Source organism: Lysinibacillus telephonicus (genome assembly GCF_039654155.1).
Taxonomy (GTDB): domain Bacteria; phylum Bacillota; class Bacilli; order Bacillales_A; family Planococcaceae; genus Ureibacillus; species Ureibacillus telephonicus.
Genome location: NZ_CP155468.1, coordinates 3,186,598 through 3,211,369 on the forward strand (window position 1 = coordinate 3,186,598; position 24,772 = coordinate 3,211,369).

The window sequence follows — 24,772 nt, forward strand, 5'->3', positions numbered from 1 at the left end:
GTAAGTAAGTTCATCAGCAGAGATGTTTCAGCGTACAAATCTTATTCAGATAAAATAGCCGTTCCTATTAAACGTTCATCTACAATTTGAACGGAAGAGAGCCCTGAGTTCATTACTTGAAGTGCACCTTGCACCTTTGGAATCATACCGCCATAAATATAGCCTTCTTGTATCCATTGATCAATTAAACTCGGTGTAGCTTCTTTTTGGTATTCCCCTTCTATACGAATACCTGAAACATCCGTTACAAGTAATAAACTAGCTGCATTTAATGCTAAAGCTACTTCACTCGCAACTGTATCTCCATTAATATTTAACGCTTGCCCATCAGTTGTTGCACCAACACACGCAATAACTGGAACAATTCCGTTATCACATAATGTTTCAATTAATTGAGTATTTACGTTTTTTACTTTCCCTACAAAGCCATAAGTATTTAAATCTAAAAACTCACTTTCTAGTAAAAGTCCGTCAAAACCATTTAGTCCAATTGCTTTTATTCCTGCTTGATTTAGTTCACTTACTAGTCCCGGATTAACTTTGCCAATTAAAGTAGTCTTAACTACTTCAATTGCTTCTTCGCTAGTAACTCTTATGCCATTTAAGACAGTTGATGATATATGCTGTTTTTCAAGCTCTTTATTAATGGCTGGTCCGCCGCCATGTGTAATGATGATATCAAAGCCTTTTTGCTGCAAATCTTTAAAATTAGAATAGAAGGCTTTAGTTAAGCCTTCTAAAGTACTTCCACCTAATTTAATGACAATTTTTTTACGAGCGGTAGGATGCGTTGATTTGAACGTAGTCATAAGTTAAATCACACCCCCATGCAAAACCATGCCCTTCACCCTGACCCAACGACACGAATATTTTCACTTCATTTGCCTTTAAGATAGTAATTAATTCATCTTCGGAAAATGGAACAGGCTCTCCGTTCTCAACCATTAATGCAGGACCGATCTTAATCGAAATCTTATCAGGGTCAATCTTTGCCCCACTATATCCAACAGCAGCAATAATTCGCCCCCAGTTGGCATCATTGCCAAATACAGCAGTTTTTACTAATGGAGATCCTACAACAGTCTTAGCAATTTTTCGTGCCTCTTCATCTGAAATTGCTCCATCTACTTCAACCTCAATTAATTTTGTTGCACCTTCTCCATCTCTCGCAATTGCTTTTGCAAGATCTTCAGCAACTGTTTGTAAAGTACTGTAAAAATTGCTCCAGTCAGGATGGCTCGGAGTAAGTGGATTATTTCCAGCTAAACCATTTGCCATAACTATGACACAATCATTTGTAGATGTATCACCATCTACAGTAATTGAATTAAATGTACAATCTGTGATCTCAGATAATGCCTTTTGTAATTCAGCTGAATCAATGTTGGCATCTGTTGTAATAAATCCAAGCATTGTTGCCATGTTTGGTTCAATCATTCCAGAACCTTTTGCTGTTCCAGAAATCACGACTTCTTGGCCATCAATTATCGTGCTATATGTCGTATTTTTCATTACCGTATCTGTTGTTAAAATTGCTTGAGCAAAATCAATCCCGTGCTCTAATGTGCTTCCTAATTCTAATTTTTGTACCCCCGTGCGGATTGGTTCCATTTTCATAATTTCACCAATAACTCCTGTAGAAGCTACACCTACTAAAGAAGGTTCAATTCCGAATTTATCAGCAGCTAACTTTTGCATCTCATAGGCATCTAGAACACCCTGTTTTCCTGTACAAGCATTTGCATTACCGGAATTTACAATTAAGGCTTGCATTTTCCCTACATTGTATACGACTTCTTTTGTTACTTTTAAAGGTGCAGCTTGCACGGCATTCGTTGTGAATACTCCTGCTACGCTTGCTGGTACTTCACTCATTAATATTGCTAAATCCTTTTTCTTGTGCTTAATGCCACAGTGAATTCCTGCTGCAGAATATCCCTTTGGTGACACAATATTTTTACTTGATAGTTTTCTTACTTCATATACTGAATTTGACATTTTTCTCCCCCTTAAATAAATAACGGAATTACATCCAGACCAAGCGTTTCAGGTAAGTTAAATTGTACGTTCATATTTTGGATTGCTTGCCCTGCTGCCCCTTTTACTAAATTGTCTATTACGCCTACAATAGTTGCCCTATTTGTTCTGTCATCTAATTTAACGAAAATATCACAGTAATTAGAGCCTTTGACACGATTTGTTCCAAGTGAAGACACATCTTGAACAACTCGAACAAATGGATGATTTTTATAGGATTCTATTAAACAATCATTCAGTTGTTTGTTGGTAACGCCTGATAATATAGGTGCATAAGTAGTTGCCAAAATACCACGTGTCATTGGGACTAAATGTGTGTTGAAAGAAATCGTTGTTTGTACATCAGCAAACATTTCAATTGCCTGTTCAATTTCAGGAATATGTTGATGCTCATTAATTTTATAAATTGAAAAGTTCTCATTCATCTCACTAAAATGTGTTAGTTGTGATGGTTTATTGCCGGCGCCAGAAACGCCGCTTTTAGCATCAATGATTAAATTTTGTGAATCAATTAGCCGGTCTTTTATCAAAGGTAATATCGAAAGTAAAACCGCTGTTGGGTAGCAACCAGGATTAGCAATCAAATTCGACTCTTTAATACGTTGTGCATTCCATTCTGTTAAACCGTAGACACTTTCACTTACAATGTGTTCTGGTGCAGCAGTTTTTTTGTACCATTTTTCATATGACCTAATATCTTTTAGTCGATAATCACCTGATAAATCTATTAATTTAGGTCCAACCCCAACTAACGGAGGCAATAATGAACTTGTAACCCCGGACGGAGTACTTGTGAAAACAACATCAAATTTGGATAGTTTGTCAATTTCAATTTCCTGCAATGGTTGATCTTGAATTGCAACTAAATGTCCGAATTTTGATGAGAAGATTGCCCCTGCATCCGATGATGTAAATAATTCAATACTTTCAACCTCTGAATGATTGTGTAAAAAACGTATTAATTCTAATCCCCCATAACCAGTTGCTCCTATAATTCCAACTTTCACTTCGCTCACCCCTGAAACAAGATACAGTTAGTATAATTCTGCATAATTATTTAGTCAACTGTATTTTTATATATATTTTAATTTTCTAATTATAAAAGTAAGAAGCTTTTTGAAATGGAAAAATGAATAAATTTATTACCTATGCTTTCAAATGGTAGATTTCTATTCCTAATGCATTTCCTTCAAAAACATAGAAATAGAAGCATTTTTTGACGAGGCAAGCACGTCAACACGAATAGATGCACTCGCCGCTTTCAACTCCAATCAACAAGTTATAGATAAAAATAAAAAATCTGCTCATTTCTTATTAATTAAAATGAGCAGATCCTTGTATAAATATTAATTTTATATAAAGAGTTTTATTAATCTAGAATTAAACGGTATCAAATCACCTTAATCTTCCATTGTTGATAAATCACCAGTTGGGAGATTTAGTTCCCACGCTTTTAATACACGACGCATAATTTTGCCGCTTCTTGTTTTTGGGAGTTTATCTTTAAACTCGATTTCTCGAGGAGCAGCATGTGCAGATAAACCTGTCTTAACGAAATTACGAATTTGTTCTGCAAGCTCTTCACTTGGTGCTACACCTTCACGCAAAGCGATAAAGGCCTTAATAATTTCCCCGCGAACCGGATCCGGTTTTCCAATCACACCTGCTTCTACTACGTCCGGATGCTCTAGAAGCTTACTCTCTACTTCAAATGGACCAACTCGTTCACCTGAAGTCATAATGACATCATCGACACGTCCTTGGAACCAAAAATAACCATCATCATCCATGTAAGCTGAATCTCCTGAAACATACCACTCCCCTTTTAGGAAGTATGATTCGTAACGTCCTGGGTTCCCCCAAATTTGTCGCATCATTGATGGCCAACCTTTACGAATCGCTAAATTACCCATTGTAAACGGAGGCACTTCATTTCCTTCGTCATCAACAATCGTTGCATAAACACCCGGGATTGGTTTCCCCATTGAGCCTGGTTTAATATCCATTGAAGGATAGTTGCAAATCATATGAGCGCCAGTCTCTGTCATCCACCACGTATCATGAATACGATGTCCAAGTTCATCCATTCCCCAACGGATAACTTCTGGATTCAACGGTTCCCCAACCGATAATACATGTCTAAGTGATGACAAATCATATTGTTGTAAAATACTAGATCCTGCACCCATAAGCATACGGAATGCGGTAGGTGCACTATACCATACCGTTACACCGTAATTCTCAATTGCTCCATACCATGCTTGTGGACTAAAACGACCGCCCACTATAAGGTTCGTTGCTCCATTTAACCATGGTCCAAACACCCCATACGCAGTTCCTGTTATCCAACCCGGATCTGCAGTACACCAATATATATCTTCATCATTTAAATCCAGCACCCATCTAGCAGTTTGATATTGTTGGAGCATTGCATTGTGAACATGCAAAACTCCTTTAGGAGCGCCTGTAGAGCCTGATGTATAATGCAGCAGCATGCCATCTTCTCTATCAACCCACTCAATATCAAATTTACGCGAGGCTTCTTTTAATTTACTATTGAAATCAACAAATTTATCATTCTCTTCAACATTATCTCCTACTATGAAGATAGTCTCTAAATGTGGCAGCTTATCAATCGGAATTCGATTTAATAAACTTGGTACAGTAACAATCGCTTTCGCTTCACTATCCAAAAGCCGATCATATACCGCGCCCTCCATAAAGGCCTCGAATAATGGACCTACAATAACGCCCATTTTAATTGCACCTAACAAAGAAAAATATAATTCAGGTGAACGCGGCATAAAAATAAATAATCGATCACCTTTTACTAAACTGGAATACTGTTTAAATACATTCGCAGCTTTGTTTGTTAGATGCTTCATTTCATTAAAAGAATACGTTTCTTTTCGAATACCATCATCAAAATAAAGCGCTACTTTATTTTTCCGGTAAGTTTCAGCATGTCGATCGATTGCTTCATAGGCAGCATTCAATTTCCCCGTTGAATGCCAGCTGAATGTCTTCTCTGTTTCTTTCCAATCAAACGACGCTACTGTTTCATCATAATCCTTTAAATGATGTTCCCCATTAACAACAGCTAATCTCTCTGTAATTTTCATCCCCATAAAAATTACCCCTTTCTAAATCAAATACGCCTCTTTGCACATAACGCTAAATTTAAGCAAATATCAAAAATTTGCTAGAATATCCCCTGATTATGTGAGGCAAAACTATTAGCCCCCAATACACACAAAATAGGCTAATAGTTAAAAGATACACTTATTTTACAATATCAAAAACATTTTGAGTTAAATATTTTTAATCTTTTAACAATTATTGAATTTTTCGAAGAAAAGAGCGATTTTACGCATATTTTATCATATAATGGAATTATTAAATTCGTTGGAGAGTATTAAAATGAAACATATTAAAACTTTTTATAGTGAAGAAATGGAGACGAGGCATGGCAAAGTAATTATTGAAGGTCCAGTACCTCCCGAACAATTAGAAAATTATATTTTTCATGATGATTTAGTAGCATTTAGGCCACCTGTGCAGCAGCATAAAGCATTGATAGAAATTGCGAAACTTGAAGAAGGACGTATTATCATTATAAGAAATCAACATATCGTCGTTGGCTATGTTACCTATTTATATCCTGACCCACTAGAAAGATGGTCGGAAGATAAAATTGACAATATGATCGAACTCGGTGCAATTGAGGTAATCCCATCTTACCGTGGCTGTGGAGTTGGGAAAAAATTGCTTCAGGTTTCCTTTATGGGAGATGAAATGGAAGACTATTTAGTCATTACAACTGAATATTACTGGCATTGGGACTTAAAAGGAACTGGACTAAATGTATGGGAGTACCGGAAAATGATGGAGCGACTGATGGAAGTTGTCGGTTTCACCTACTATGCAACAGATGATCCAGAAATTACTTCACATCCCGCAAACTGTTTAATGGCTCGTGTAGGAAAACGAGTTCAAAACGATACATTGGAGAGATTTGATCGACTTCGATTTAGAAATCGATTTATGTATTAACAATCCAACAGTAAAGGAGTAAAGAATATGATTGTAGAAGAAATTATGAATAGGGACATTTACTCTCTTTTACCTTCAAATACAATAAAAGATGCAGTTCAAATAATGCGGGAAAAAAAAATTCGCCATCTGCCAATCGTCGATGAAAAAAATAAAGTTGTTGGACTCATTACCGAACACGATATCAAAAATGTCCTACCTTCAAATTTAAATGAAAATTCAACTTTACCCGATTATCAAACACCTTTAGAGGAAATCATGGTTAAAGATCCTATTGTTGGACATCCACTAGATTTTATCGAAGAGGTTGCACTTACTTTTTATGAATCAAAAATAAGCTGTTTGCCAATCGTTTCTGGAGGACAACTGGTTGGCATTGTAACAACAACCGATTTGCTTTATACGTATATTGAGCTTACAGGCGCCCATAAGCCCTCTTCAAAGATTGATATTCGTGCTACAGACAAGCCTGGTGCTATGTCGAATATTTTCACAACATTTAAACAGCATAAAGTTAATGTTTTAAGTGTATTAGTTTATCCAGATTCTGATAAAGAAAATAGTAGAATAATAAGTATCCGAGCACAAATTTTAAATCCGCTGTCCATTATTAATGACTTGCGTAATGAAGGCTTTGAAGTACTTTGGCCGCACTTACCGGGTGTTCAGCAATGAAAAAAAATGCCGTATTTATCTATTCACCCGAACAGCTCGGATATAAATTTTCAGAATCACACCCATTCAATCATAAAAGACTACTATTAACAATTGATCTACTAAAAAATATAAATGCTTTATCAGATCATGATATCGTCCCAGCACGTATTGCAACAGATGAAGAAATTGCTCTTGCCCATGATATGAAATATATTGATATTGTAAAAAAAGCAGGCCATGGACTCCTTACTCCTCAACAATGCGAGAATTACGGAATTGGAACAGAAGATACACCAATATTCACTAATATGCATGAAGCAAGTGCACTATTAGTTGGAGGCACATTGCAAGCAGTTGATTATGTAATGCAGGGAAAAAGCCGACACGCTCTAAATTTAGGAGGGGGGCTTCACCACGGTTTCCATGGTCGCGCTTCTGGGTTTTGTATTTATAATGATAGCAGTGTTGCCATCCGGTATATGCAGGAAAAATACAATGCTCGTGTTTTATATGTAGATACGGATGCTCATCATGGAGATGGTGTGCAATGGACTTTCTACGATGATCCGAATGTTTGTACCCTGTCTATTCATGAAACGGGCCGTTATTTATTCCCCGGTACAGGAAATGTAACAGAACGAGGAAACGGACAAGGTTATGGTACATCATTTAATTTCCCTATCGATGCTTTTACAGAGGATGAAAGTTTTTTAATGATTTATGAACAAGCATTGCGTGAAGTGTTTGAATATTTCAAACCGGATGTTGTTTTTACACAAAACGGAGCTGACGCACATTATTTTGATCCGCTGACACATTTATATGGAACGATGAAAATCTATCAAGAAATACCTAAACTTGCTCATAAGCTTGCTCATGAGTATTGTGATGGAAAATGGATTGCAGTTGGTGGTGGGGGCTATGATATTTGGCGTGTTGTTCCTCGGGCTTGGTCATTTATTTGGACTGAAATGAATGATCTCCCATTGCCGACTGGACCCCTACCTAAAAAGTGGCTTAATAAATGGCAAACTGAGTCGCCAGTTCCATTAATCCCAACATGGGAGGATCCAAATCCGTTATATGAACCGATTCCACGCAAAGCAGAGATTGAAGAGAAAAATGCACAGATGTTAACAAAAGCTTTACATATTATTCGTAATGAAAAGAAATAGAAAAGATGGGGCTGGGACATAACTAGCTTCAAATAAAGAGAAAGGTGAATTTGAGTTCCCTCAAATTCACCTTTCTCTCTTTTTTCACATTAGTTCTTCTGTTCCCTTAGTTAATGGCCGTGAATTTTCTTAAATTCACGGCCATTAACGCAAGACCCATTTCATTTTCAACCTTCGATTTTCCTCGCACAGAAAATCGAGTGAAACGCAAATTAGCCTTCAAGAATCCAAAAACTGGCTCCACATCGATTTTGCGTTTTCGGTAGATGGCACTCGTTTTCTCTTCTGAAAGCTTCATTCTTACATATTCTTTTTGTTGTTCCCATTTTTCATTTACTATTAATTTTCGATTGTTGCCTTCTTTTGCTTTTGTACACAATGAACGGAATGGGCATCCAGAACAGTCTTCGCATTCGTAGATTTTGAACTTCCGTTGGAAGCCTGTACGGTCATTACGGATAGAATCATATTGAAATTCAAGACGTTTCTGATTAGGGCATGTATATGTATCTGTTTCTTCATCATATTCCCAGTTGTCGGGATTAAATTTGTTCTGTTTGTACTTTTTCTTTTGTTCCTTCAAATACATGTTATACGTAATTAGTGCTTCTCGTTTTCTGTTCGAAAGGATATCATGATAATTTTGTTCACTACCATACCCTGCATCTGCGACAATGTATTTCGGTAGTTCGAAATAATGTTGCTCAATTTCATCTAGAAATGGAATTAACGTACGTGTATCTGTTGGATTTGAAAATAAACTATAGGCTAAAGCGTATTGTCCCTCTGTCGCGATTTGTATATTATAACCAGCTTTCAATTGCCCGTTTTGCATATAATCATCTTTCATTCGCATAAATGTCGCATCGCGATCTGTTTTAGAATAGCTATTACGTGCGCCAAAAGTTTCAAAGTCTTGTTGGTATTTCTGCTTTCGTAAGACAAAATCAATCAACTGATTACGCACTTGTTTCGGATATTTGCGTGCACTTCTTAAAATTTTTCGTTTTTGGACATCTGATGAAGCCTCAATTTCCTTATCATACTCGGTTACGATATCGTCAACTTGTTGAACCAAATGAGCGAGTTCTTTTAATGATAACTGTTCATCGCTTTCACGTTCGATTTCAGGGATAATTTCTTTCTCAAGTAATTCATTGTATAGCTGGTTGGACTTTTCAATTAAACTTTGATGATATTTCTCAATCGATTTCTTCCATACAAACGTAAATTTATTTGCGTTCGCTTCAATCTTTGTACCATCGATAAAAATGGCTTCTTGATGGATTAGTTTTTCTTCAATCAATTGGCACCGGAATTGGACGAAACATTGGCGAATCAATTCTTTTACTTTTGGATGGACACGAAAACGATTGATTGTACGGTAGCTTGGTTCATACCCTTGAGCTAACCACATCATCCGAATACTATCTTTTAATAACGCTTCAATTTTGCGTCCTGAGAAGACAGATTGTGTGTAGGCACATAAGATAATTTTAAGCATCATGCGTGGATGATAGGCAGGACATCCCTCATTTCGGAGAAATGGTTCAAATGCTTCTGGAGGAATACTTTCCACTAAATGATGCACGTGGTAAGCAATATCATTTTTTTGTAATTTTACTTCTAATTCTAAAGGCAAAACGATTTGATTCATGTTATAATTTTTAAACATAAGGATCCTTCTTTCTGTATAATTTTGTTGTGGTGACTTAATTTTATCAGAAGTGGTCCTTATTTTTTATTTAAAATAATCAAAGCCGGTGAAATTTTACTTATCGTAAAATTTCACCGGCTTTTTCATCAGAGACGGGTTTTGTCCCAGCCTCATCTCAGAGTGTAGACAAAGTCGAAAATCGACTTTGTCTACACGTATTTTTAGGTAATTCTTAAAAAGTAAAGAATATCCAGACTGTCTTGAAAACGCTTGCCAGCCAAGGCACGAAGGCGAGTGAAGACGCGAATAGAAGTTGCCTTCATGAGCGGACGAGCGAGACAAGTAACGTAGGATGAAAGCGTTTGTCAACAGTCTTTTTTCTTTTAAAATAAAATTAATAACCCTTTTTGAATAAGTTAGTTGATTTCCGTTTCGGCGGACGCTTTCCGCGGGCGTGGGCCAATCCTCCTCGTCGCTACGCTCCTGCGGGGTATCGGCCGTCACGCTTTTCCCGCAGGAGTCGCCGCCTACACTACAATCAACTACTTCTAAATATACGTTGAGGTGAATGGAAATGATGTCGAAAAATCAAATAAATGAACGCGATCAAATTGAGATGATTACGATTGAAGAACTTGTACCAAAAGACCATCTTGTTAGAAAGCTTGAATCAGCCATTGATTATTCTTTCATCTATCCACTAGTAGAACCGCTGTATTCTAAATTAGGTCGCCCGAGTGTTGACCCAGTCGTATTAATCAAAATGACATTTGTTCAATATGTATTTGGAATCCGTTCAATGCGTCAAACAATAAAAGAAATCGAAACGAATATGGCGTATCGATGGTTTTTAGGATTTGGCTTCCATTCAGAAGTACCACACTTTTCAACCTTCGGTAAAAACTATGAACGTCGTTTTCAAGACACAGATATCTTTGAACAGATTTTCTATCGAATACTTAAAGAAATTGCTGATAAAGGATTACTAAGTGCTGACCATGTTTTCATCGATTCAACGCATGTTAAAGCGAGTGCGAATAAACGTAAATTCGAGAAGAAGATGGTACGTAAAGAGACTCGGGCATATGAAGCTAAACTTCAAGAAGAATTGAATCAAGATCGGATTGATCATGGGAAGAAACCATTCCCACCAGATAAATTTGAAAAAGAAGAGATAAAGGAAATTAAAGAAAGTACGACAGACCCTGAAAGTGGCTACTATGTAAAAGATGAACGAACTAAGCAGTTTGCTTACTCATTTCATGCGGCAGCTGACCGCTATGGATTTATACTCGGATCAATTGTGACACCTGGTAATGTTCATGATAGTCATATGCTTCAACCACTTGTTGAAAAGGTAATGGAAAAAGTGAAAAAGCCACTTGCTGTTGCTGCCGATGCTGCTTATAAAACACCTGCGATTACTAAATTCTTATTTGAACATGATATTCAACCAGCACTTCCTTATACACGACCAAAAACAAAGGATGGATTTTTACGCAAACATGAATATGTCTATGATGAGTATTATGATTGCTATCTTTGCCCGGAAGGGCAAGTCCTTAAATATACGACAACGACTAAAGATGGGAAACGCCAATATAAATCAAACCCTACTCAGTGTGTAAACTGTCCTTTACTTACTCAATGTACAAGTAGTAAGGATCACAGAAAAATCATTGAACGTCATATTTGGGCACATCATGTAGAGGAAGCGGATCATCTTCGTCATCAAAGTGATATCAAACAAATATATGCTAGACGTAAAGAAACGATTGAACGTGTCTTTGCAGATGCAAAAGAAAAGCATGGTATGCGATGGACAACCCTACGTGGAATTAAAAAATTGTCTATGCAGGCGATGCTTACTTTTGCTGCCATGAATTTAAAAAAGCTTGCTAATTGGACGTGGCAAGCTTCAGAAATGGCCTAAAATATAATACTCGAAGAGTGTTTTTACCCCAAATAAGTCGGTTAAATACCCAATAATCTATTAAAATTACAAAAGACCTTCAGAATAAGCCCATTCTGAAGGTCTTTTGTCAACAACCTGAGATGCCGTTCTGAAATAGAACGGCATCTTACCAATTATTTCACCGATTTTCGTTTTTCAATACGGTGTGGAATAATAACAGATTGATTTTCTATCGTTTCTTTATTCATAATTTTCGTAAGTAGACGCATAGCAACTGCTCCAATATCATATAAAGGAAATACAACACTTGTTAATTGAGGACGCACCATACGAGCAAGCTTCGAGTTCTCAAAGCTAATCACTTCGATTTCTTCCGGGACATTTTTTCCATTATCCTGTGCTCCATGAATTATCCCAATTGCCAACTCATCACTTCCAGCAAAAAATGCAGTAGGCGGTTCATCAAGAGCACTCAACGTTTCCCATGCTTCAACCCCACTATCATAAGTTCCTTCATCTGAAACGATTAAGTTCTCATCAGTTGAAATATTTGCGTCTTCAAGTGCTTTTTTATAGCCTTCCAGCTTAAACTTTGAGTTAATTGTATTTTGTAGAGGACCTGATACAAACGCAATCCGTTTATGACCATTAGTGATTAACATTTGTACTGCCTCATATGACGCTTGGAAATAATCTATATTAACTGAAGCAAATTGATCTAACTCATCAACAGAACCTGCAAGTACAATTGGTACAGGAGAATGTTCCATCGACTGACGCAATTTAGGTGTAACGGCATCACTCATCATCACAATCCCATCAACTTGTTTACCAAGCATCGTATCGAGAAGGGATAATTCTTTTTCTTCATTTTGGTCTGAGTTCGCTAAAATAATATTATACCGATACATAGTCGCAATATCTTCTATGCCGCGAGCTGCTTCGGCATAAATATTATTAGAAATATCAGGAATGATAACGCCTACTGTTGTTGTTTTTTTGCTAGCTAAGCCACGAGCTACGGCATTTGGTCGATATTCTAAGCGCTCAATAACCTCAAGTACTTTTTTCCTCGTAGCTGGTTTTACGTTTTGGTTTCCGTTAACTACACGTGATACAGTCGCCATTGAAACATTCGCTTCACGTGCAACATCATAAATCGTTACAGTCAAAGGATACGCCTCCTTTTATTTCTATTGTTATGTTTAATCATACGACACTTCCCTTTTCATTTTCAACACAAAGCTTAGATTTAACAAACATGAAAAAATACCGACCAAAATATATTGGCCGGTACTTATAATTATTAAGCTTTAAATTCGTATTGTTTCATAAATTTTTGAATTTCTTCGTAGAAAGCATCAAATTGTGGAATATCCATTTGTTGTTGTGAATCAGACAATGCAACAGATGGATCTGGATGTACTTCTGCCATTACCCCGTCAGCTCCAATAGCAATTGCCGCCTTCGCACAAGGCAATAATAGATCACGACGACCAGTAGAATGAGTAACATCTACGAAAACTGGTAAATGTGTTTCTTGTTTTAAAATTGGAACTGCTGAAATATCTAACGTATTGCGTGTAGCTTTCTCATAAGTACGAATACCACGTTCGCAAAGCATAATGTTTTCATTACCTTTTGACATAATGTATTCAGCTGCATGAATAAACTCATCAATAGTTGCTGCTAATCCACGTTTTAGTAAAACCGGCTTATTCGTTGCACCTACTGCTTTTAATAATTCAAAGTTTTGCATGTTGCGTGCACCAATTTGAATGACATCAATGTAATCCAACGCCTCCTCAATGTGAGCAGGAGTTACAATTTCAGTTACAACAGCTAAACCGTATTCTTTTGAAATTTGTTTTAAAATTTTCAGCCCTTCTAGACCTAAACCTTGGAAATCGTATGGAGATGTACGAGGCTTGTAAGCACCGCCACGTATTAACTTTAATCCTTTAGATTGGATTGAAGCTGCTACCTTTGCTACTTGATCATATGATTCTACTGAACATGGACCAAATACAAATGTAGGTGTGCCTGAACCAATTTTTTCTCCATTAATCTCAATGACAGTATCTTCTGACTTTTTCTTACGAGATACTAACAATTCTTTTTTCTTATCTGCTTCTAATTGTTTTAAAGCAGTTTTAAAAATTTGTTTAAATATATAATCAACCGTCATTTGATTTAACGGGCCTTTATTATGTTCTTTTAATAAATTCAACATATGTCTTTCGCGTAGAGGATCGTATCGGTTAACACCTTGTTTTTCTTTAATTTTACCAATCTCATTTACTACTTCTGCTCTTTCGTTAATTAAACGTAGAATTTCTAGGTTTAATTCGTCAATCTGACTGCGAAGTGCTTCTAGATTTTGCTCACTCATTCCCTTTTCTCCTCTCACTGTACCCAACTCTTTCAGATTGCTGAAATGTATGATACATTTTAAAATAATAATCCTATTATAATCAAGAATATTCAAATTGTCACGCATTTTAATTTAGCGCTTCAACTCGCTAAAGCAAACCTTGTGAAAATGCTACTATTCTTCACTAAAATGAATTTAATAATATTTTATGAAAGGATGTGTTTTAAGTGAGTTCGAAATTATTTGCTTTAGATATCGGTACTCGTTCAGTAGTCGGTATCATTTTAGAAGAGCAGAACGAACATTTTCATGTCATTGATATTATCATGAAAGAACATAAAGAACGGGCAATGGTCGATGGACAAATACATAATGTTTTATATGTGGCAGATCTAATAAAAGAAATTAAGGCTGAATTAGAATTAAAACATGGGCCGTTAACTAAGGTTAGTGTAGCAGCAGCTGGACGAGCTTTAAAAACAGAGCAAGCAAGCATTACAGTTAATATTAAAAATCGCCCAATCTTTACTGAAGAGGATATTAGTCGACTAGAGCTGCAGGCAGTTCAGCAGGCTCAGCAACAACTGCTGCAACATAGGGAAGACGCAAGTTCAAATCATTATTACTGTGTTGGATACTCTGTACTGTACTATCGATTGGACGGAGAGGAAATTGGCAGTTTGCTTGATCAGCAAGGCAATGAAGCAACAGTTGAAGTAATAGCTACATTTTTACCACGTGTTGTTGTTGAATCACTTCTAGCAGCTTTAAAAAGAGCCGACTTAGAAATGGAAGCATTGACGCTTGAACCGATTGCTGCCATTAATGTACTAATTCCATCTTCTATGAGGCGATTAAATGTAGCGCTAGTTGATATCGGAGCCGGAACATCAGATATTGCTATAACGGATAAAGGTACAATTGTTGCATATGGAATGGTACCTACTGCTGGAGATGAAATAACAGAGGCTTTAAGTGATCATTTCTTATTAGATTTCCATATTGCTGAAAATGCTAAACGACAATTAGCAACGGAAGAATCAATATTAATTAAAGATATATTAGGCTTTGATCAGCTTTATCCAAAAAGTGAAGTATTAGATGCTATTCAGCCAGCTATTCGTGCATTAGCAGAAGCAATAAGTAATGAAATTCTAAGATTAAATAATCAAAATCCTCCTAAAGCAATTATGCTAGTCGGTGGAGGAAGTTTAACGCCTAATTTAACGAATGAAATAGCTACAATTTTACAGCTTCCTGCAAATCGTGTAGCAGTTCGTGGAATTGATGCAATTCAAAATTTAACAAAGGAAGATTCAATCCCTGCTACACCAGAGCTTGTAACACCTATAGGAATTGCGATTGCTGCAAAAAAGGCACCAATACAATATATGACCATTACTGTAAATGATCAAATTGTCCGGTTGTTTGAAATGAAGGAAATGACTGTTGCAGACGCATTTTTAGCCGCAAATATTCGAGCAAACCAGTTATATGGAAGGCCAGGACATGGAATATCAATAACAGTCAATGAACAAAATATTCTTATTCCAGGCGAACACGGTCAACCTGCAAGCATCCTTGTCAATGGAGAGATTGCTTCCACAAAAACAGAGATAAAGAATGGTGATGTGATTTCCTTAGTTGAAGGAAGAAACGGCAAAGATGCACAAGCAACAGTCCGCGACATTGTTGATAATGCAACAGTAAAAACCGTTACTGTTAATGAAACAAACTATACTATTGAGCCTACTATACATGTAAATGATAAAGCCGCTTCTCTAGATCAGGAATTAAAAGATTATGATCAAGTAAAAGTAGAGACCGTTGAAACCGTAGAAGAAGTATTAAAGCATATTAATCGATTTGATATTCTAAAAAAATTGCAGTCATTTTATATTTTAGTCGATGGGCAGCCTTTATTTTTGCCTGAGTATTCGGCGAAGATTTTTATTAATGGTAAACCTGGAAAACTACAGTATCCAATTAATGATGGAGATACGATTACAATCCAAGATACAACACTTCCAACAGTAGATACAGTAGTGAATAAATTAGATTTATTATTAGAAGATAAAATTGTTGTAACATTCCAAAATGAACAGGTGGAACTAAGAAAGGTCTGCAGAGAAGTGTTAATAAATGGCGTCGCTGCTCTACCGACAACTACTATTTCAAATGGAACTGCTATTCAAATTATAAATAAAGATACAAATCAATGGATTTTTCAAGATGTGTTTCGTTTTTCTAACTGGCAATTGCCATCGAATTTCAAAGGAAGTTTTACGATTTTAAAAAATGGTATTCCTTCATCATTTGATGCAGAAATCTTCGGTGGAGATTCATTAGAAATATTATTATCGGAAAATCCAGTTACAAGCTAAAAATCGAGAAATAAATATCACATCCTTACCAACAGAGGTACCCAAAAATAAAATTAAGGGTATCTCTTTTTAAAATTTTATTCGAATTTTAATAGATGGAATATCTAATGTTATAAAGGAAAAACTGATAAAGACTAAAAATGAGAGGAGTGTTTACAATGAAGGAACAAAAAAAGCCGCATGAGCAGTTAACAACAAAAGATAATGGATTGACATCGACGCAAGAAGTTTTATACCGAAAAGAATTCAAACGGGCTGATAAAGCAACCACAAAAAATAACGAAAATAAAAAGCTTTATTAGCGATAAGGTTGATTACTATCAAATTTAAAAAGACCAGTTAGATAATTACTAACTGGTCTAGTATTGTATAGAAAGTATTAACTGAAATCCCCTCAGTAAACAGAATAATCATCCAAGTTTATCGCTAATTTTTTCCTTTTATTGGCATCCATATTTCGCTATATACATTTTCCGAAGAATTATTGTACTTTGTAAAAGAAATCCCAGGTAAATCTGCAACTTCATAATCTGAAGAAGGCAACCATTCAGAATAAATTTTAGCGTGTGTTTCTTGAAGTGTAGCAGGAAACGGCCCTTGATTAGGGAAAATTGCCCACAAGCTTTCTTCAATAGAAATTTGCTCTAAATCATCGAATGTATTCTTTTTTGTCGTTGCAAAACCAATCATATGAGTTAAGTATCCTTTTTCTTCTAAAAAACCATCATCAAAATCATACGATACATTCAACACTTGATGAGGATATAAATCAGCTAACCTATGCATTTCATCCCTTTGTTGTCGTGTAATCGACTGAGCCAGTTCTATGATCGCATTATTTTCACCTTCGAATTGAATTGGCACTCTTTTCGATACGCCTACTATATTAAACTTTTCTTTCTTTTCAATTTTGAATTCCATTGATATTCCTCCTTTTACATCTATAAAGAACGTAAATTTAGGAAATGATTTTTGAATTTTGTTCTTAGCTACTTCTGAAGGCAAAAAACCGCTCCATTCACGAAAGGCTCTTGAAAATCCTTCTATAGATTGATAACCATATTCATAGGCAATGTCTGTCACTTTTGCTCCGTTAACTAATTCTTCATTTGCAACTGATAATCTTCTATTTTTGATATACTCTTTTAATGACATGCCAGCCATATAAGAAAACATTCTTTTAAAATGATAATCAGATATTCCTACAATTTTTGATATATCTTCTCCAGAGATTTCTTCCGTCAAATGTTTTTCAATGTAGTCCATTAAATTATTGAATTCTTTTAACATTCATTCCCCTCCTTTACAAATACATCTTATCGGTAAATTTTTTGATTTACTTGATATTTTATATACGGAATATATCGAAATTTGTTCACTAATAAATAATAAAAAGGCCGTTCCAAAATGTTGTTTTTGGGACGGTCCTTTATTTACATATTATTCTGTTTTATTAAATTGAAGATGGGCGTGAAATTTCTGCCATATCTACACCTTCATACGTCTCATCTTCCAATGGCTCTTCGCCTTCAGAAGATACTGTGCCATCGTCAAATACTGGCGGAACTTTTGTATTCTTCGTTTTTACTTTATCTACTAATTGAGTAGATTGTTCTTTAATTTGATTTGATAATTGTACAGTTTTTTCTTTTGCAGTCGATGAAAGTGTTACACTTTTATCTTTTAAATTTACTGCTTGTGTAGCTACATCACTGCGCAAATCTCTTCCTGTTTTCGGCGCCAGCAATAATCCAGCTGCTGCTCCTACAATTCCTCCAACTAAAGCACCAATCACAAAGTCTTTCATGTTCAATGTCTCCTCCTCGTATATTACTTCATGTTTCCCCGAACTTAGAGGTAAATTTGCTATTTCATTTTTTACTTCGTTAAAATTTGGCTTTTCCCCAGTCATAATACCCATCCCCTTAATTCTTTATTTTTTTCTTCTAAATTTCGAAGATTTTTTTACAATTTTTTCAGTAGCTTCATCAACATCATCTTGATCAATCGTTTTTCTTTGTTTCCATTTTTCAGCGATTTCAAGCGCTACATTACTCCATTGTACAACTTGTGCGATTTTTTCTTCATTTTTACTAACTTCAGATGAAATTGAAGTTGTAATTTGATTGATTGAATTGTTTAAACCATTAACGGATTCACCAATATTTTTTACAGCGTCTACAACAGAATTTAATTTTGCAGACTTTTGCGTAATATCCTCAGCTAATGTATTTGTTTTTTCTAAAAGTGAGGTTGTCTCACGAGTGATTCCTTCCATTTGCCCTTCAATTCCTGCTACTGTACCTGCCATACTGTTTAATGTATTTTTAAGTGAGAATAATGTCATTCCTACACTGATACATAGTACTAAAAATCCAATTGCTGCAATAAGTGCTGCGATGTATAATATTACTTCCATTATGATGAACCTCCTACGTCTGATAAATATTACTATTCGACAAAATTTTTAAAAATCCTTCTAGAGTTTGAAAAACAGCCTAAACTTAATGTTTAAGCTGTTTCTTCACTTTTTTTCAGTAAATCTTCAAAAGCATCTTGATACTTATGAACATCACCTGCACCCATAAATAAGAAAACAGCATTGTTGTATTGTTTTAGCAACTCAATGTTTTCAGTTTGAATAATACTACTTCCTTCAATTAACTTTCCTAAATCATCAATCGACAATGCGCCCTGTTTTTCACGAGCAGAGCCAAAAATATCACATAAATAAACAGCATCTGCTTTAGATAAACTATCAGCGAATTGTTGTAAAAATGCTTGTGTACGACTAAAAGTATGCGGTTGGAAAATCGCAACGATTGGTCGATCTGGGTATTTTTGACGTGCAGATTGAATTGTTGCCTTTATTTCTGTTGGATGATGCGCATAGTCATCAACAAGTACATTATTCCCAATTTTCGTCTCTGTAAAACGTCTTTTCACACCTGTATAAGTAGTTAACCGTTCTTGAATTACTTGTGCTGGAATATCCTCGTAATGACATAAAGAAATTACAGCTAATGAATTTAGTACTGCATGATCTCCAAACAGCGGGATGAAGAATTTACTATAAAATTCATTGCGTACATACACTTCGAACGATGTACCTTCAGTTGTTTTCTCGATATTTCTTGCAGAGAAATCATTGTTCTCACCAAAGCCGTAGTAAACAACTGGAACATTCGCTTGAATTTTTTGTAAGTGCTCATCGTCGCCACATGCAATAATAGCTTTTTTAACTTGTAATGCTAATTGTTCAAATGCCGAAAATACATCTTCTACATCCGCAAAATAATCTGGATGATCAAAATCAATATTAAGCATTACTGTATAATCAGGTTGATATGCTAAGAAATGGCGTCGGTACTCGCATGCCTCCATAACGAAAAATGAAGCATCCTCCTTACCAGTACCTGTTCCGTCTCCTATTAAGTATGAAGTAGGCATATATCCACCAATTACATGGCTCATAAGACCTGTTGTTGAAGTTTTGCCATGTGCTCCTGTAATTGCTATAGAAGTATAATTTTTAATATATTCTCCTAAAAATTTGTGATATCGGATGATTTCCAGATCTAATTCTTTTGCACGCAATAGCTCTGGGTGGTCATCTGGAAAGGCATTTCCAGCTATAATGGTCATACCTGGCTGAATATTATTTTCGTCAAAAGGTAAAATTTTAATGTTTCGATCTCTTAATGGTTGTTCAGTAAAGAAATATGTTTCAACGTCGGATCCTTGAACTTGCTCACCCGAATCAAACAAAATTTGTGCAAGTGAACTCATACCTGATCCTTTAATTCCTGTAAAGTGATAAAATGTCATATTTGAACCTCCCGAGGTACTTGACCTCATTGAATAAACAATTGTTATTTTAGTTAGTTTGTGCCATATTTTAAAAACTTACCCCATTATAGCACTAATTTTATAAAACGATATATGAAGGATAACTAATATTTGCACATATATTCCTCATTTATCAAGCTTTTTTGTTATCCGATAGAAAACTTGGCTAATTGCTCAGCATTATTGCTGATTAGCCTAGTTGCACTTATGCAGACAAGAGAGTTTTTTATTTTCTTATTTGCAAAAAAATGAGAGGGAGTGCCCCCTCCAACAAATTCAATATAGAATTTACTGCCAGAGAGTTGCGCAAAAGATAAGTTTTATCAAAAGCACAACTTTCCAAGCATTAATCAAACATTGAAGTTAAATCTGTGTCGGTAATAAAAACTTCTCTAGGTTTACTTCCTCTTTGCTCCGAAATAAATCCGTGACTTTCAAGCATGTCAATTAAGCGTGCTGCACGATTATAACCAATATGATATTTTCTTTGAATAGAAGAAGTAGATGCAGTCCCTTGTTCGTACACAAAACGGCAAACCTCTTCAAATAATTCATCTGTTTCTTCAATCATTTCAGTCTTTTTCAATAATTCATCTTGCTCAAAGAAGTAGTCAGGTTCTCCTTGCTCACGAATGTGCTCGATAATTTCCTCGATTTCGTCATCTGTAACAAATGTTCCTTGTAAACGGATTGGTGCACTCATTCCATTACCTAAATAAAGCATATCCCCTCTACCTAGCAGTCTCTCTGCACCCTGACTGTCTAAAATAGTGCGTGAATCAACTTGAGAAGAAACTGCAAAGGCAATTCTAGTTGGGATATTCGATTTAATTAGCCCTGTAATGACATCTACTGACGGGCGTTGGGTAGCAACGATTAAGTGAATACCACATGCTCTTGCTTTTTGAGCAATTCGACAAATCGCTTCTTCTACGTCAGCTGGAGACATCATCATTAAATCTGCAAGCTCATCAATCACGATTAAAATATAAGGTAATTTATGACCATACTCTCCGTTTTGTTCAGCTAACTTATTAAAACGTGGCAAGTCTCGTACACCAGCATGCGCAAACAATTGATAGCGACGTTCCATTTCTTCAACTGCCCATTTTAACGCAGCTGTAGCAGCCTTCACATCTGTTATAACCGGACTGACTAAATGAGGAATATGATTAAATGGTGCGAGCTCGACCATTTTCGGATCAATAAGCATTAGTTTCAACTCATGAGGGTCCGCTTTATATAATAAACTTACTAAAATTGAATTAATACAAACAGATTTACCCGATCCAGTAGCCCCTGCAATAAGACCATGCGGCATTTTTCTCAAGTCAATTGTTACCGGTTTCCCTGTTAAATCAAGACCAAGCGCTGCTTCTAACGGTGATTCAGAATCTCTAAATGATTCACTGGATGTTACCTCAGACAATCGAACAGCACGCGAAATACGATTTGGGATTTCGATTCCGATAGAACTTTTCCCAGGGATCGGTGCTTGAATTCGAATATCCTTTGCAGCCAAAGCAAGTTTCAAATCATCTGCTAAATTGCGAATTTTACTTACCTTTGTACCATGACCTACCGTAATTTCAAATTGGGTAACAGCCGGCCCTTGCATAATTGATTCAACCTGCGCTGTTACTTGGAAGTAAGACAATGCTTCAACCAAAACATCCGCCTGGGACTCCATCCACTCACGATCTTCCGTTTTTTCCTCAGGAGGCGATAAAAAATCCAGTGAAGGTTTTTTGTATATTTTAGGTGATGCTTTTTCAATATTTTCTGTTACATTTAATTCACTTATTGTGTCTTCTTTCTCTTCTATATTCTCTAAAATCATTTTCTGTTCTGTGAACGCTGCATCTGTACTTGAATGATGATCTATCATTTCTTGATTGTTTACTTCAGTTGTTTGTTCAATAACAGTTTTTGAAACTACATGAGGTGAGTGCCTAGAAATTTCTTTAATATCATCATTATGTTGCTGCATTTCTTTTTGTGCTAATTTGGCTGCATATTTTTCTTTATCGGATTTTAGCATTAATACGTTAAAAGGCAGCTTACTCCCTTTTGGTTGCTCGCTTTTCTCTAAATTTTCATCCAGCGGTTCAATTATTTTTTTTTCTTCTTCATATTTTTCCAAAGTTGTTACATCAGAAAAGTCAGACTCAGTTTCTTCAGTAATATTTTTTGATTGTTCTGTTAAATCGCCAACCGATTCAGGAGCTTCGACTACTTCTTCGGCCAATATCGGAATTTCTTCGGCGTTTTCGTAAATCACGTTGTTTAAAACAACTGGTTTTTGTTCATCTTCTCTATCAATATCTATGAAACTATTACTTAAATATTGCTCGAAAATTTGCTTATTTACTTCCATATTTTCAGCTTGGGGATTTTGAATTTCACCTAGCTCCTCAGCGATTTCAACTGTATGAATAAATTCCTCGCCAACTTGAATCATTTCATCTATACTTGCTATTTCTTTTGTTGTTTTTTCCATTTCAATAGAACCAACTATTTCTTCAGTTTTTTCTAGTTCAACTCGTTCTAATGTTTCTTCAGTTGCTTGAACCATCTCACTTGGTTCTGTTTTTTCTTCTGCTTCGATTTCAATTGTACTCGTAGTTTCTTCTGCAGCTTGAATTGTTTCAACCGAACTTGCCATTCCCACTGCTTCTTGAGATATTTCAACTGATCTTGCTTTTTCTTCAGTTGCTTGAATCGCTTCAACCGAACTCAGCATTTCCTCTGCTTCTTGAACTGTTTCAACTGATCTTGCTTTTTCTTCAGTTGCTTGAATCGCTTCAACCGAACTTAGCATTTCCTCTGCTTCTTGAACTGTTTCAACTGATCTTGCTTTTTCTTCAGTTGCTTGAATCGCTTCAACCGAACTTAGCATTTCCTCTGTTGTTTGAATCGCTTCAACCGAACTTGCCATTTCTTCTGCAGCTTGGGCTATTTCAAATGTACTCGCTTTTTCTGCTATTTGAATTGTTTCAACTGTACTCGTAATTTCTTCAGCTAATTGAACTGTTTCAACTGATTCTGCTATTTTCCCGCGCGAATTTATCGTTTCAATCGAATTGTTCGTACTCTCTAATGATTGAAAGCTTTCCGTTAAACTAGGTGCACTGATGTTATTTTTTAATTGAACATTTTCAGTTGATGCCTCAATATCATTCTCTTCTTCGTAGTACTTCGTAATTTGTTGTTTATCATGATTCTGCTTTTTTTCTAACAGGTCACCAATGTTACTCGGCTTTTTATAGCCATAAACAGGAGAAGGTACATCCGTTGGAATGAATCTTCGTTTACTTTCCTGTGGGTTATTTGCAGTTTTTACTCGAATAGGCTGCTGTTGTTTGATAACTTCTTTTATTATCCGCTCTTCACTTCTTGGCTTTTCAACTTTTCGAATTTTCGTTGCATTTTGATTTAATACATTGGAATAGCCTTTAATTCGCTGACGTTTTTCTAAAAGCTCTTTAATCCCAGAAACCTCAACATCATACACTTTAGATATCGCATTTGGTTGATAAAAATTTTTAGGTCTATCGATTGGATTTTCAACGATTCTATCATTTGGAAATTGCTTCTTGTTTATTTCACTAGAAGCTTGGACAGTTTTTGTTGAATCTAATTCATCATCTGCAATAAGTGGAAAACGAAAACTTGACCTTTTTGTATAATTTTGTTGTTCAACTATATGGTTTTCATTTATATAAGAATTTGAGTTTTCTTCCTCATAATTTAAATCATCGTAATAATTTTCATCATCTTCTATTTCATTATCAAATAATTTATTTAATTGTTTTTTAAACCAATTCAATATACTCACTCTTTTCTATGGACATAGCTTTTATATTATAATGTAATTATATGTATATAGGTATCTTAAATTAACCTGATTTAGTCATTTCATCTATTAATTTTACAGCTTTATACTTTAAAATTTAACGATTTTTATAAGATATTTTATATCAAAATCATATCATAAATAGATTGCAATTTTATAACAATGGTGAGACATTTAGTTAAAATTAAAACCACCAGTAATATCACTGGTGGTTTTTTAACAGAATTTGTCGCTAAACCTACTATTTCTTAAATAAAACAGCTTCATCAAGAGTGTGTTTCTCACTTATTACTTTTTCATTTTCCTTCCAGGTTACTTTCATTGTTCCTTTACTAAGCATATCTTTTAGTTGTTGTTCATTTGTTTCACCTGTATAGATAATAATTTCATGGTAATGTTCAATTGTGTTATCGTCCGGATGAGGATATTCCCAAATCTCCCCGGTCCAATAAATATCATCACCAAGTAATTCTTTATATGTTTTTAAAAATTCTATTTCTACATTTTGTACATTTTTTGGGTAAGTGACTTTTACAAGTGATTTTAGTAGTTTGAAATTATCTTTCTCCGGGTTTTTAACATATTCCAAACTACCAATGCTGTCATAAGTTTTATCATCTACTGGTGAAATTTGTGTTTCAATTATTACATTAGGATGTGCTTTAGTATTTGATTGATTTAAATACATCGTTAAAAAAACGACTCCGATAACAGCTATTAGTACTGTTACAATCCATTTGCGTCTCATTTCAATCACCCTTCCAACAGGATATTTATTCAGAAAATAATTAATTTTAGCAATTGAGCATCTTTTT

19 protein-coding genes are annotated in these 24,772 nt (G+C 35.5%); 6 read left to right on the forward strand and 13 right to left on the reverse strand.

What is annotated here, in order from left to right; translation table 11 throughout:
* Positions 1-41: 41 nt before the first annotated feature.
* The 4 genes from argB to acsA all read right to left on the reverse strand — a co-directional run bounded on the left by argB (position 42) and on the right by acsA (position 5,165).
* On the reverse strand, positions 42-809 hold the full coding sequence (gene argB / locus MKY04_RS15335; protein ID WP_126295426.1) for an acetylglutamate kinase: 768 nt from the start codon (positions 807-809) through the stop codon (positions 42-44).
* Positions 772-1,998 carry a bifunctional glutamate N-acetyltransferase/amino-acid acetyltransferase ArgJ gene (argJ, locus tag MKY04_RS15340; RefSeq protein WP_126295427.1) on the reverse strand — a complete coding sequence of 409 codons (1,227 nt, stop codon included), beginning with the start codon at positions 1,996-1,998 and terminating at the stop codon, positions 772-774. The genes argB and argJ overlap by 38 nt, the downstream gene beginning before the upstream one ends.
* An 11-nt stretch (positions 1,999-2,009) precedes the next feature.
* Complete coding sequence (gene argC, locus MKY04_RS15345; protein WP_185807784.1) at positions 2,010-3,044, reverse strand: N-acetyl-gamma-glutamyl-phosphate reductase; 1,035 nt, start codon at positions 3,042-3,044, stop codon at positions 2,010-2,012.
* A gap of 393 nt (positions 3,045-3,437) precedes the next feature.
* Positions 3,438-5,165 (reverse strand): acetate--CoA ligase, encoded by a 1,728-nt coding sequence (acsA, locus tag MKY04_RS15350; RefSeq protein ID WP_410798942.1) that lies wholly within the window; start codon positions 5,163-5,165, stop codon positions 3,438-3,440.
* Positions 5,166-5,457: 292 nt separating this feature from the next.
* Here acsA and MKY04_RS15355 point away from each other — a divergent pair, with 292 nt between their 5' ends.
* From MKY04_RS15355 to MKY04_RS15365, 3 genes are read left to right on the forward strand one after another with little or no spacing between them, the layout of a single operon-like run.
* Positions 5,458-6,090 carry a GNAT family N-acetyltransferase gene (locus tag MKY04_RS15355; protein WP_126295429.1) on the forward strand — a complete coding sequence of 211 codons (633 nt, stop codon included), beginning with the start codon at positions 5,458-5,460 and terminating at the stop codon, positions 6,088-6,090.
* Between the two features lie 27 nt (positions 6,091-6,117).
* On the forward strand, positions 6,118-6,765 hold the full coding sequence (locus MKY04_RS15360; RefSeq protein ID WP_126295430.1) for a CBS and ACT domain-containing protein: 648 nt from the start codon (positions 6,118-6,120) through the stop codon (positions 6,763-6,765).
* Positions 6,762-7,922 carry an acetoin utilization protein AcuC gene (locus MKY04_RS15365; protein ID WP_126295431.1) on the forward strand — a complete coding sequence of 387 codons (1,161 nt, stop codon included), beginning with the start codon at positions 6,762-6,764 and terminating at the stop codon, positions 7,920-7,922. Before MKY04_RS15360 ends, MKY04_RS15365 begins: the two co-directional genes overlap by 4 nt.
* A gap of 106 nt (positions 7,923-8,028) precedes the next feature.
* On the opposite strand, the gene MKY04_RS15370 is transcribed toward MKY04_RS15365, so the two are convergent.
* The gene (locus MKY04_RS15370) at positions 8,029-9,597 is read right to left on the reverse strand and encodes an IS1182 family transposase (RefSeq protein ID WP_346234597.1); all 1,569 of its coding nucleotides are present in this window, start codon (positions 9,595-9,597) and stop codon (positions 8,029-8,031) included.
* 556 nt (positions 9,598-10,153) lie between these two features.
* On the opposite strand from MKY04_RS15370, the gene MKY04_RS15375 reads away from it, so the two are divergent.
* Complete coding sequence (locus tag MKY04_RS15375) at positions 10,154-11,512, forward strand: IS1182 family transposase (RefSeq protein WP_346235867.1); 1,359 nt, start codon at positions 10,154-10,156, stop codon at positions 11,510-11,512.
* A 155-nt stretch (positions 11,513-11,667) separates the two neighbouring features.
* On the opposite strand, the gene ccpA is transcribed toward MKY04_RS15375, so the two are convergent.
* Together ccpA and MKY04_RS15385 are read right to left on the reverse strand one after the other, a co-directional pair.
* Positions 11,668-12,666 (reverse strand): catabolite control protein A, encoded by a 999-nt coding sequence (ccpA, locus tag MKY04_RS15380; RefSeq protein ID WP_126294079.1) that lies wholly within the window; start codon positions 12,664-12,666, stop codon positions 11,668-11,670.
* 134 nt (positions 12,667-12,800) lie between these two features.
* The gene (locus tag MKY04_RS15385) at positions 12,801-13,886 is read right to left on the reverse strand and encodes a bifunctional 3-deoxy-7-phosphoheptulonate synthase/chorismate mutase (RefSeq protein WP_126294080.1); all 1,086 of its coding nucleotides are present in this window, start codon (positions 13,884-13,886) and stop codon (positions 12,801-12,803) included.
* Between the two features lie 209 nt (positions 13,887-14,095).
* On the opposite strand from MKY04_RS15385, the gene MKY04_RS15390 reads away from it, so the two are divergent.
* Positions 14,096-16,252 carry a cell division protein FtsA gene (locus tag MKY04_RS15390; RefSeq protein WP_126294081.1) on the forward strand — a complete coding sequence of 719 codons (2,157 nt, stop codon included), beginning with the start codon at positions 14,096-14,098 and terminating at the stop codon, positions 16,250-16,252.
* A gap of 158 nt (positions 16,253-16,410) precedes the next feature.
* Entirely contained in the window at positions 16,411-16,554 is a 144-nt protein-coding gene (locus MKY04_RS15395) for a YfhE family protein (protein WP_126294082.1), read from the forward strand.
* 124 nt (positions 16,555-16,678) lie between these two features.
* Here the strand turns inward: MKY04_RS15395 and MKY04_RS15400 are convergent, their stop codons facing one another.
* The 6 genes from MKY04_RS15400 to MKY04_RS15425 all read right to left on the reverse strand — a co-directional run bounded on the left by MKY04_RS15400 (position 16,679) and on the right by MKY04_RS15425 (position 24,705).
* Positions 16,679-17,542 carry an AraC family transcriptional regulator gene (locus MKY04_RS15400; protein WP_346234667.1) on the reverse strand — a complete coding sequence of 288 codons (864 nt, stop codon included), beginning with the start codon at positions 17,540-17,542 and terminating at the stop codon, positions 16,679-16,681.
* 163 nt (positions 17,543-17,705) lie between these two features.
* Positions 17,706-18,164, reverse strand: coding sequence for a YtxH domain-containing protein (locus tag MKY04_RS15405; RefSeq protein ID WP_126294084.1), 459 nt, complete (start codon positions 18,162-18,164; stop codon positions 17,706-17,708).
* Between the two features lie 21 nt (positions 18,165-18,185).
* On the reverse strand, positions 18,186-18,671 hold the full coding sequence (locus MKY04_RS15410) for a DUF948 domain-containing protein (RefSeq protein WP_126294085.1): 486 nt from the start codon (positions 18,669-18,671) through the stop codon (positions 18,186-18,188).
* 92 nt (positions 18,672-18,763) lie between these two features.
* Complete coding sequence (gene murC, locus MKY04_RS15415) at positions 18,764-20,080, reverse strand: UDP-N-acetylmuramate--L-alanine ligase (RefSeq protein ID WP_346234668.1); 1,317 nt, start codon at positions 20,078-20,080, stop codon at positions 18,764-18,766.
* Positions 20,081-20,447: 367 nt separating this feature from the next.
* Complete coding sequence (locus tag MKY04_RS15420) at positions 20,448-23,930, reverse strand: DNA translocase FtsK (RefSeq protein ID WP_342774107.1); 3,483 nt, start codon at positions 23,928-23,930, stop codon at positions 20,448-20,450.
* A gap of 268 nt (positions 23,931-24,198) precedes the next feature.
* Positions 24,199-24,705: a hypothetical protein gene (locus MKY04_RS15425; RefSeq protein WP_346234669.1), complete on the reverse strand. Its 507-nt coding sequence runs from the start codon at positions 24,703-24,705 to the stop codon at positions 24,199-24,201.
* Between the last annotated feature and the right edge of the window lie 67 nt (positions 24,706-24,772).

Bases quoted from the DNA above. Each gene is read 5' to 3' on its own strand.
- argB (WP_126295426.1), bottom strand. From the start codon at position 809: ATGACTACGTTCAAATCAACGCATCCTACCGCTCGTAAAAAAATTGTC.
- argJ (WP_126295427.1), bottom strand. From the start codon at position 1,998: ATGTCAAATTCAGTATATGAAGTAAGAAAACTATCAAGTAAAAATATT.
- acsA (WP_410798942.1), bottom strand. From the start codon at position 5,165: ATGGGGATGAAAATTACAGAGAGATTAGCTGTTGTTAATGGGGAACAT.
- MKY04_RS15355 (WP_126295429.1), top strand. From the start codon at position 5,458: ATGAAACATATTAAAACTTTTTATAGTGAAGAAATGGAGACGAGGCAT.
- MKY04_RS15360 (WP_126295430.1), top strand. From the start codon at position 6,118: ATGATTGTAGAAGAAATTATGAATAGGGACATTTACTCTCTTTTACCT.
- MKY04_RS15365 (WP_126295431.1), top strand. From the start codon at position 6,762: ATGAAAAAAAATGCCGTATTTATCTATTCACCCGAACAGCTCGGATAT.
- MKY04_RS15370 (WP_346234597.1), bottom strand. From the start codon at position 9,597: ATGTTTAAAAATTATAACATGAATCAAATCGTTTTGCCTTTAGAATTA.
- MKY04_RS15375 (WP_346235867.1), top strand. From the start codon at position 10,154: ATGATGTCGAAAAATCAAATAAATGAACGCGATCAAATTGAGATGATT.
- MKY04_RS15385 (WP_126294080.1), bottom strand. From the start codon at position 13,886: ATGAGTGAGCAAAATCTAGAAGCACTTCGCAGTCAGATTGACGAATTA.
- MKY04_RS15395 (WP_126294082.1), top strand. From the start codon at position 16,411: ATGAAGGAACAAAAAAAGCCGCATGAGCAGTTAACAACAAAAGATAAT.
- MKY04_RS15400 (WP_346234667.1), bottom strand. From the start codon at position 17,542: ATGTTAAAAGAATTCAATAATTTAATGGACTACATTGAAAAACATTTG.
- MKY04_RS15405 (WP_126294084.1), bottom strand. From the start codon at position 18,164: ATGACTGGGGAAAAGCCAAATTTTAACGAAGTAAAAAATGAAATAGCA.
- MKY04_RS15410 (WP_126294085.1), bottom strand. From the start codon at position 18,671: ATGGAAGTAATATTATACATCGCAGCACTTATTGCAGCAATTGGATTT.
- murC (WP_346234668.1), bottom strand. From the start codon at position 20,080: ATGACATTTTATCACTTTACAGGAATTAAAGGATCAGGTATGAGTTCA.
- MKY04_RS15425 (WP_346234669.1), bottom strand. From the start codon at position 24,705: ATGAGACGCAAATGGATTGTAACAGTACTAATAGCTGTTATCGGAGTC.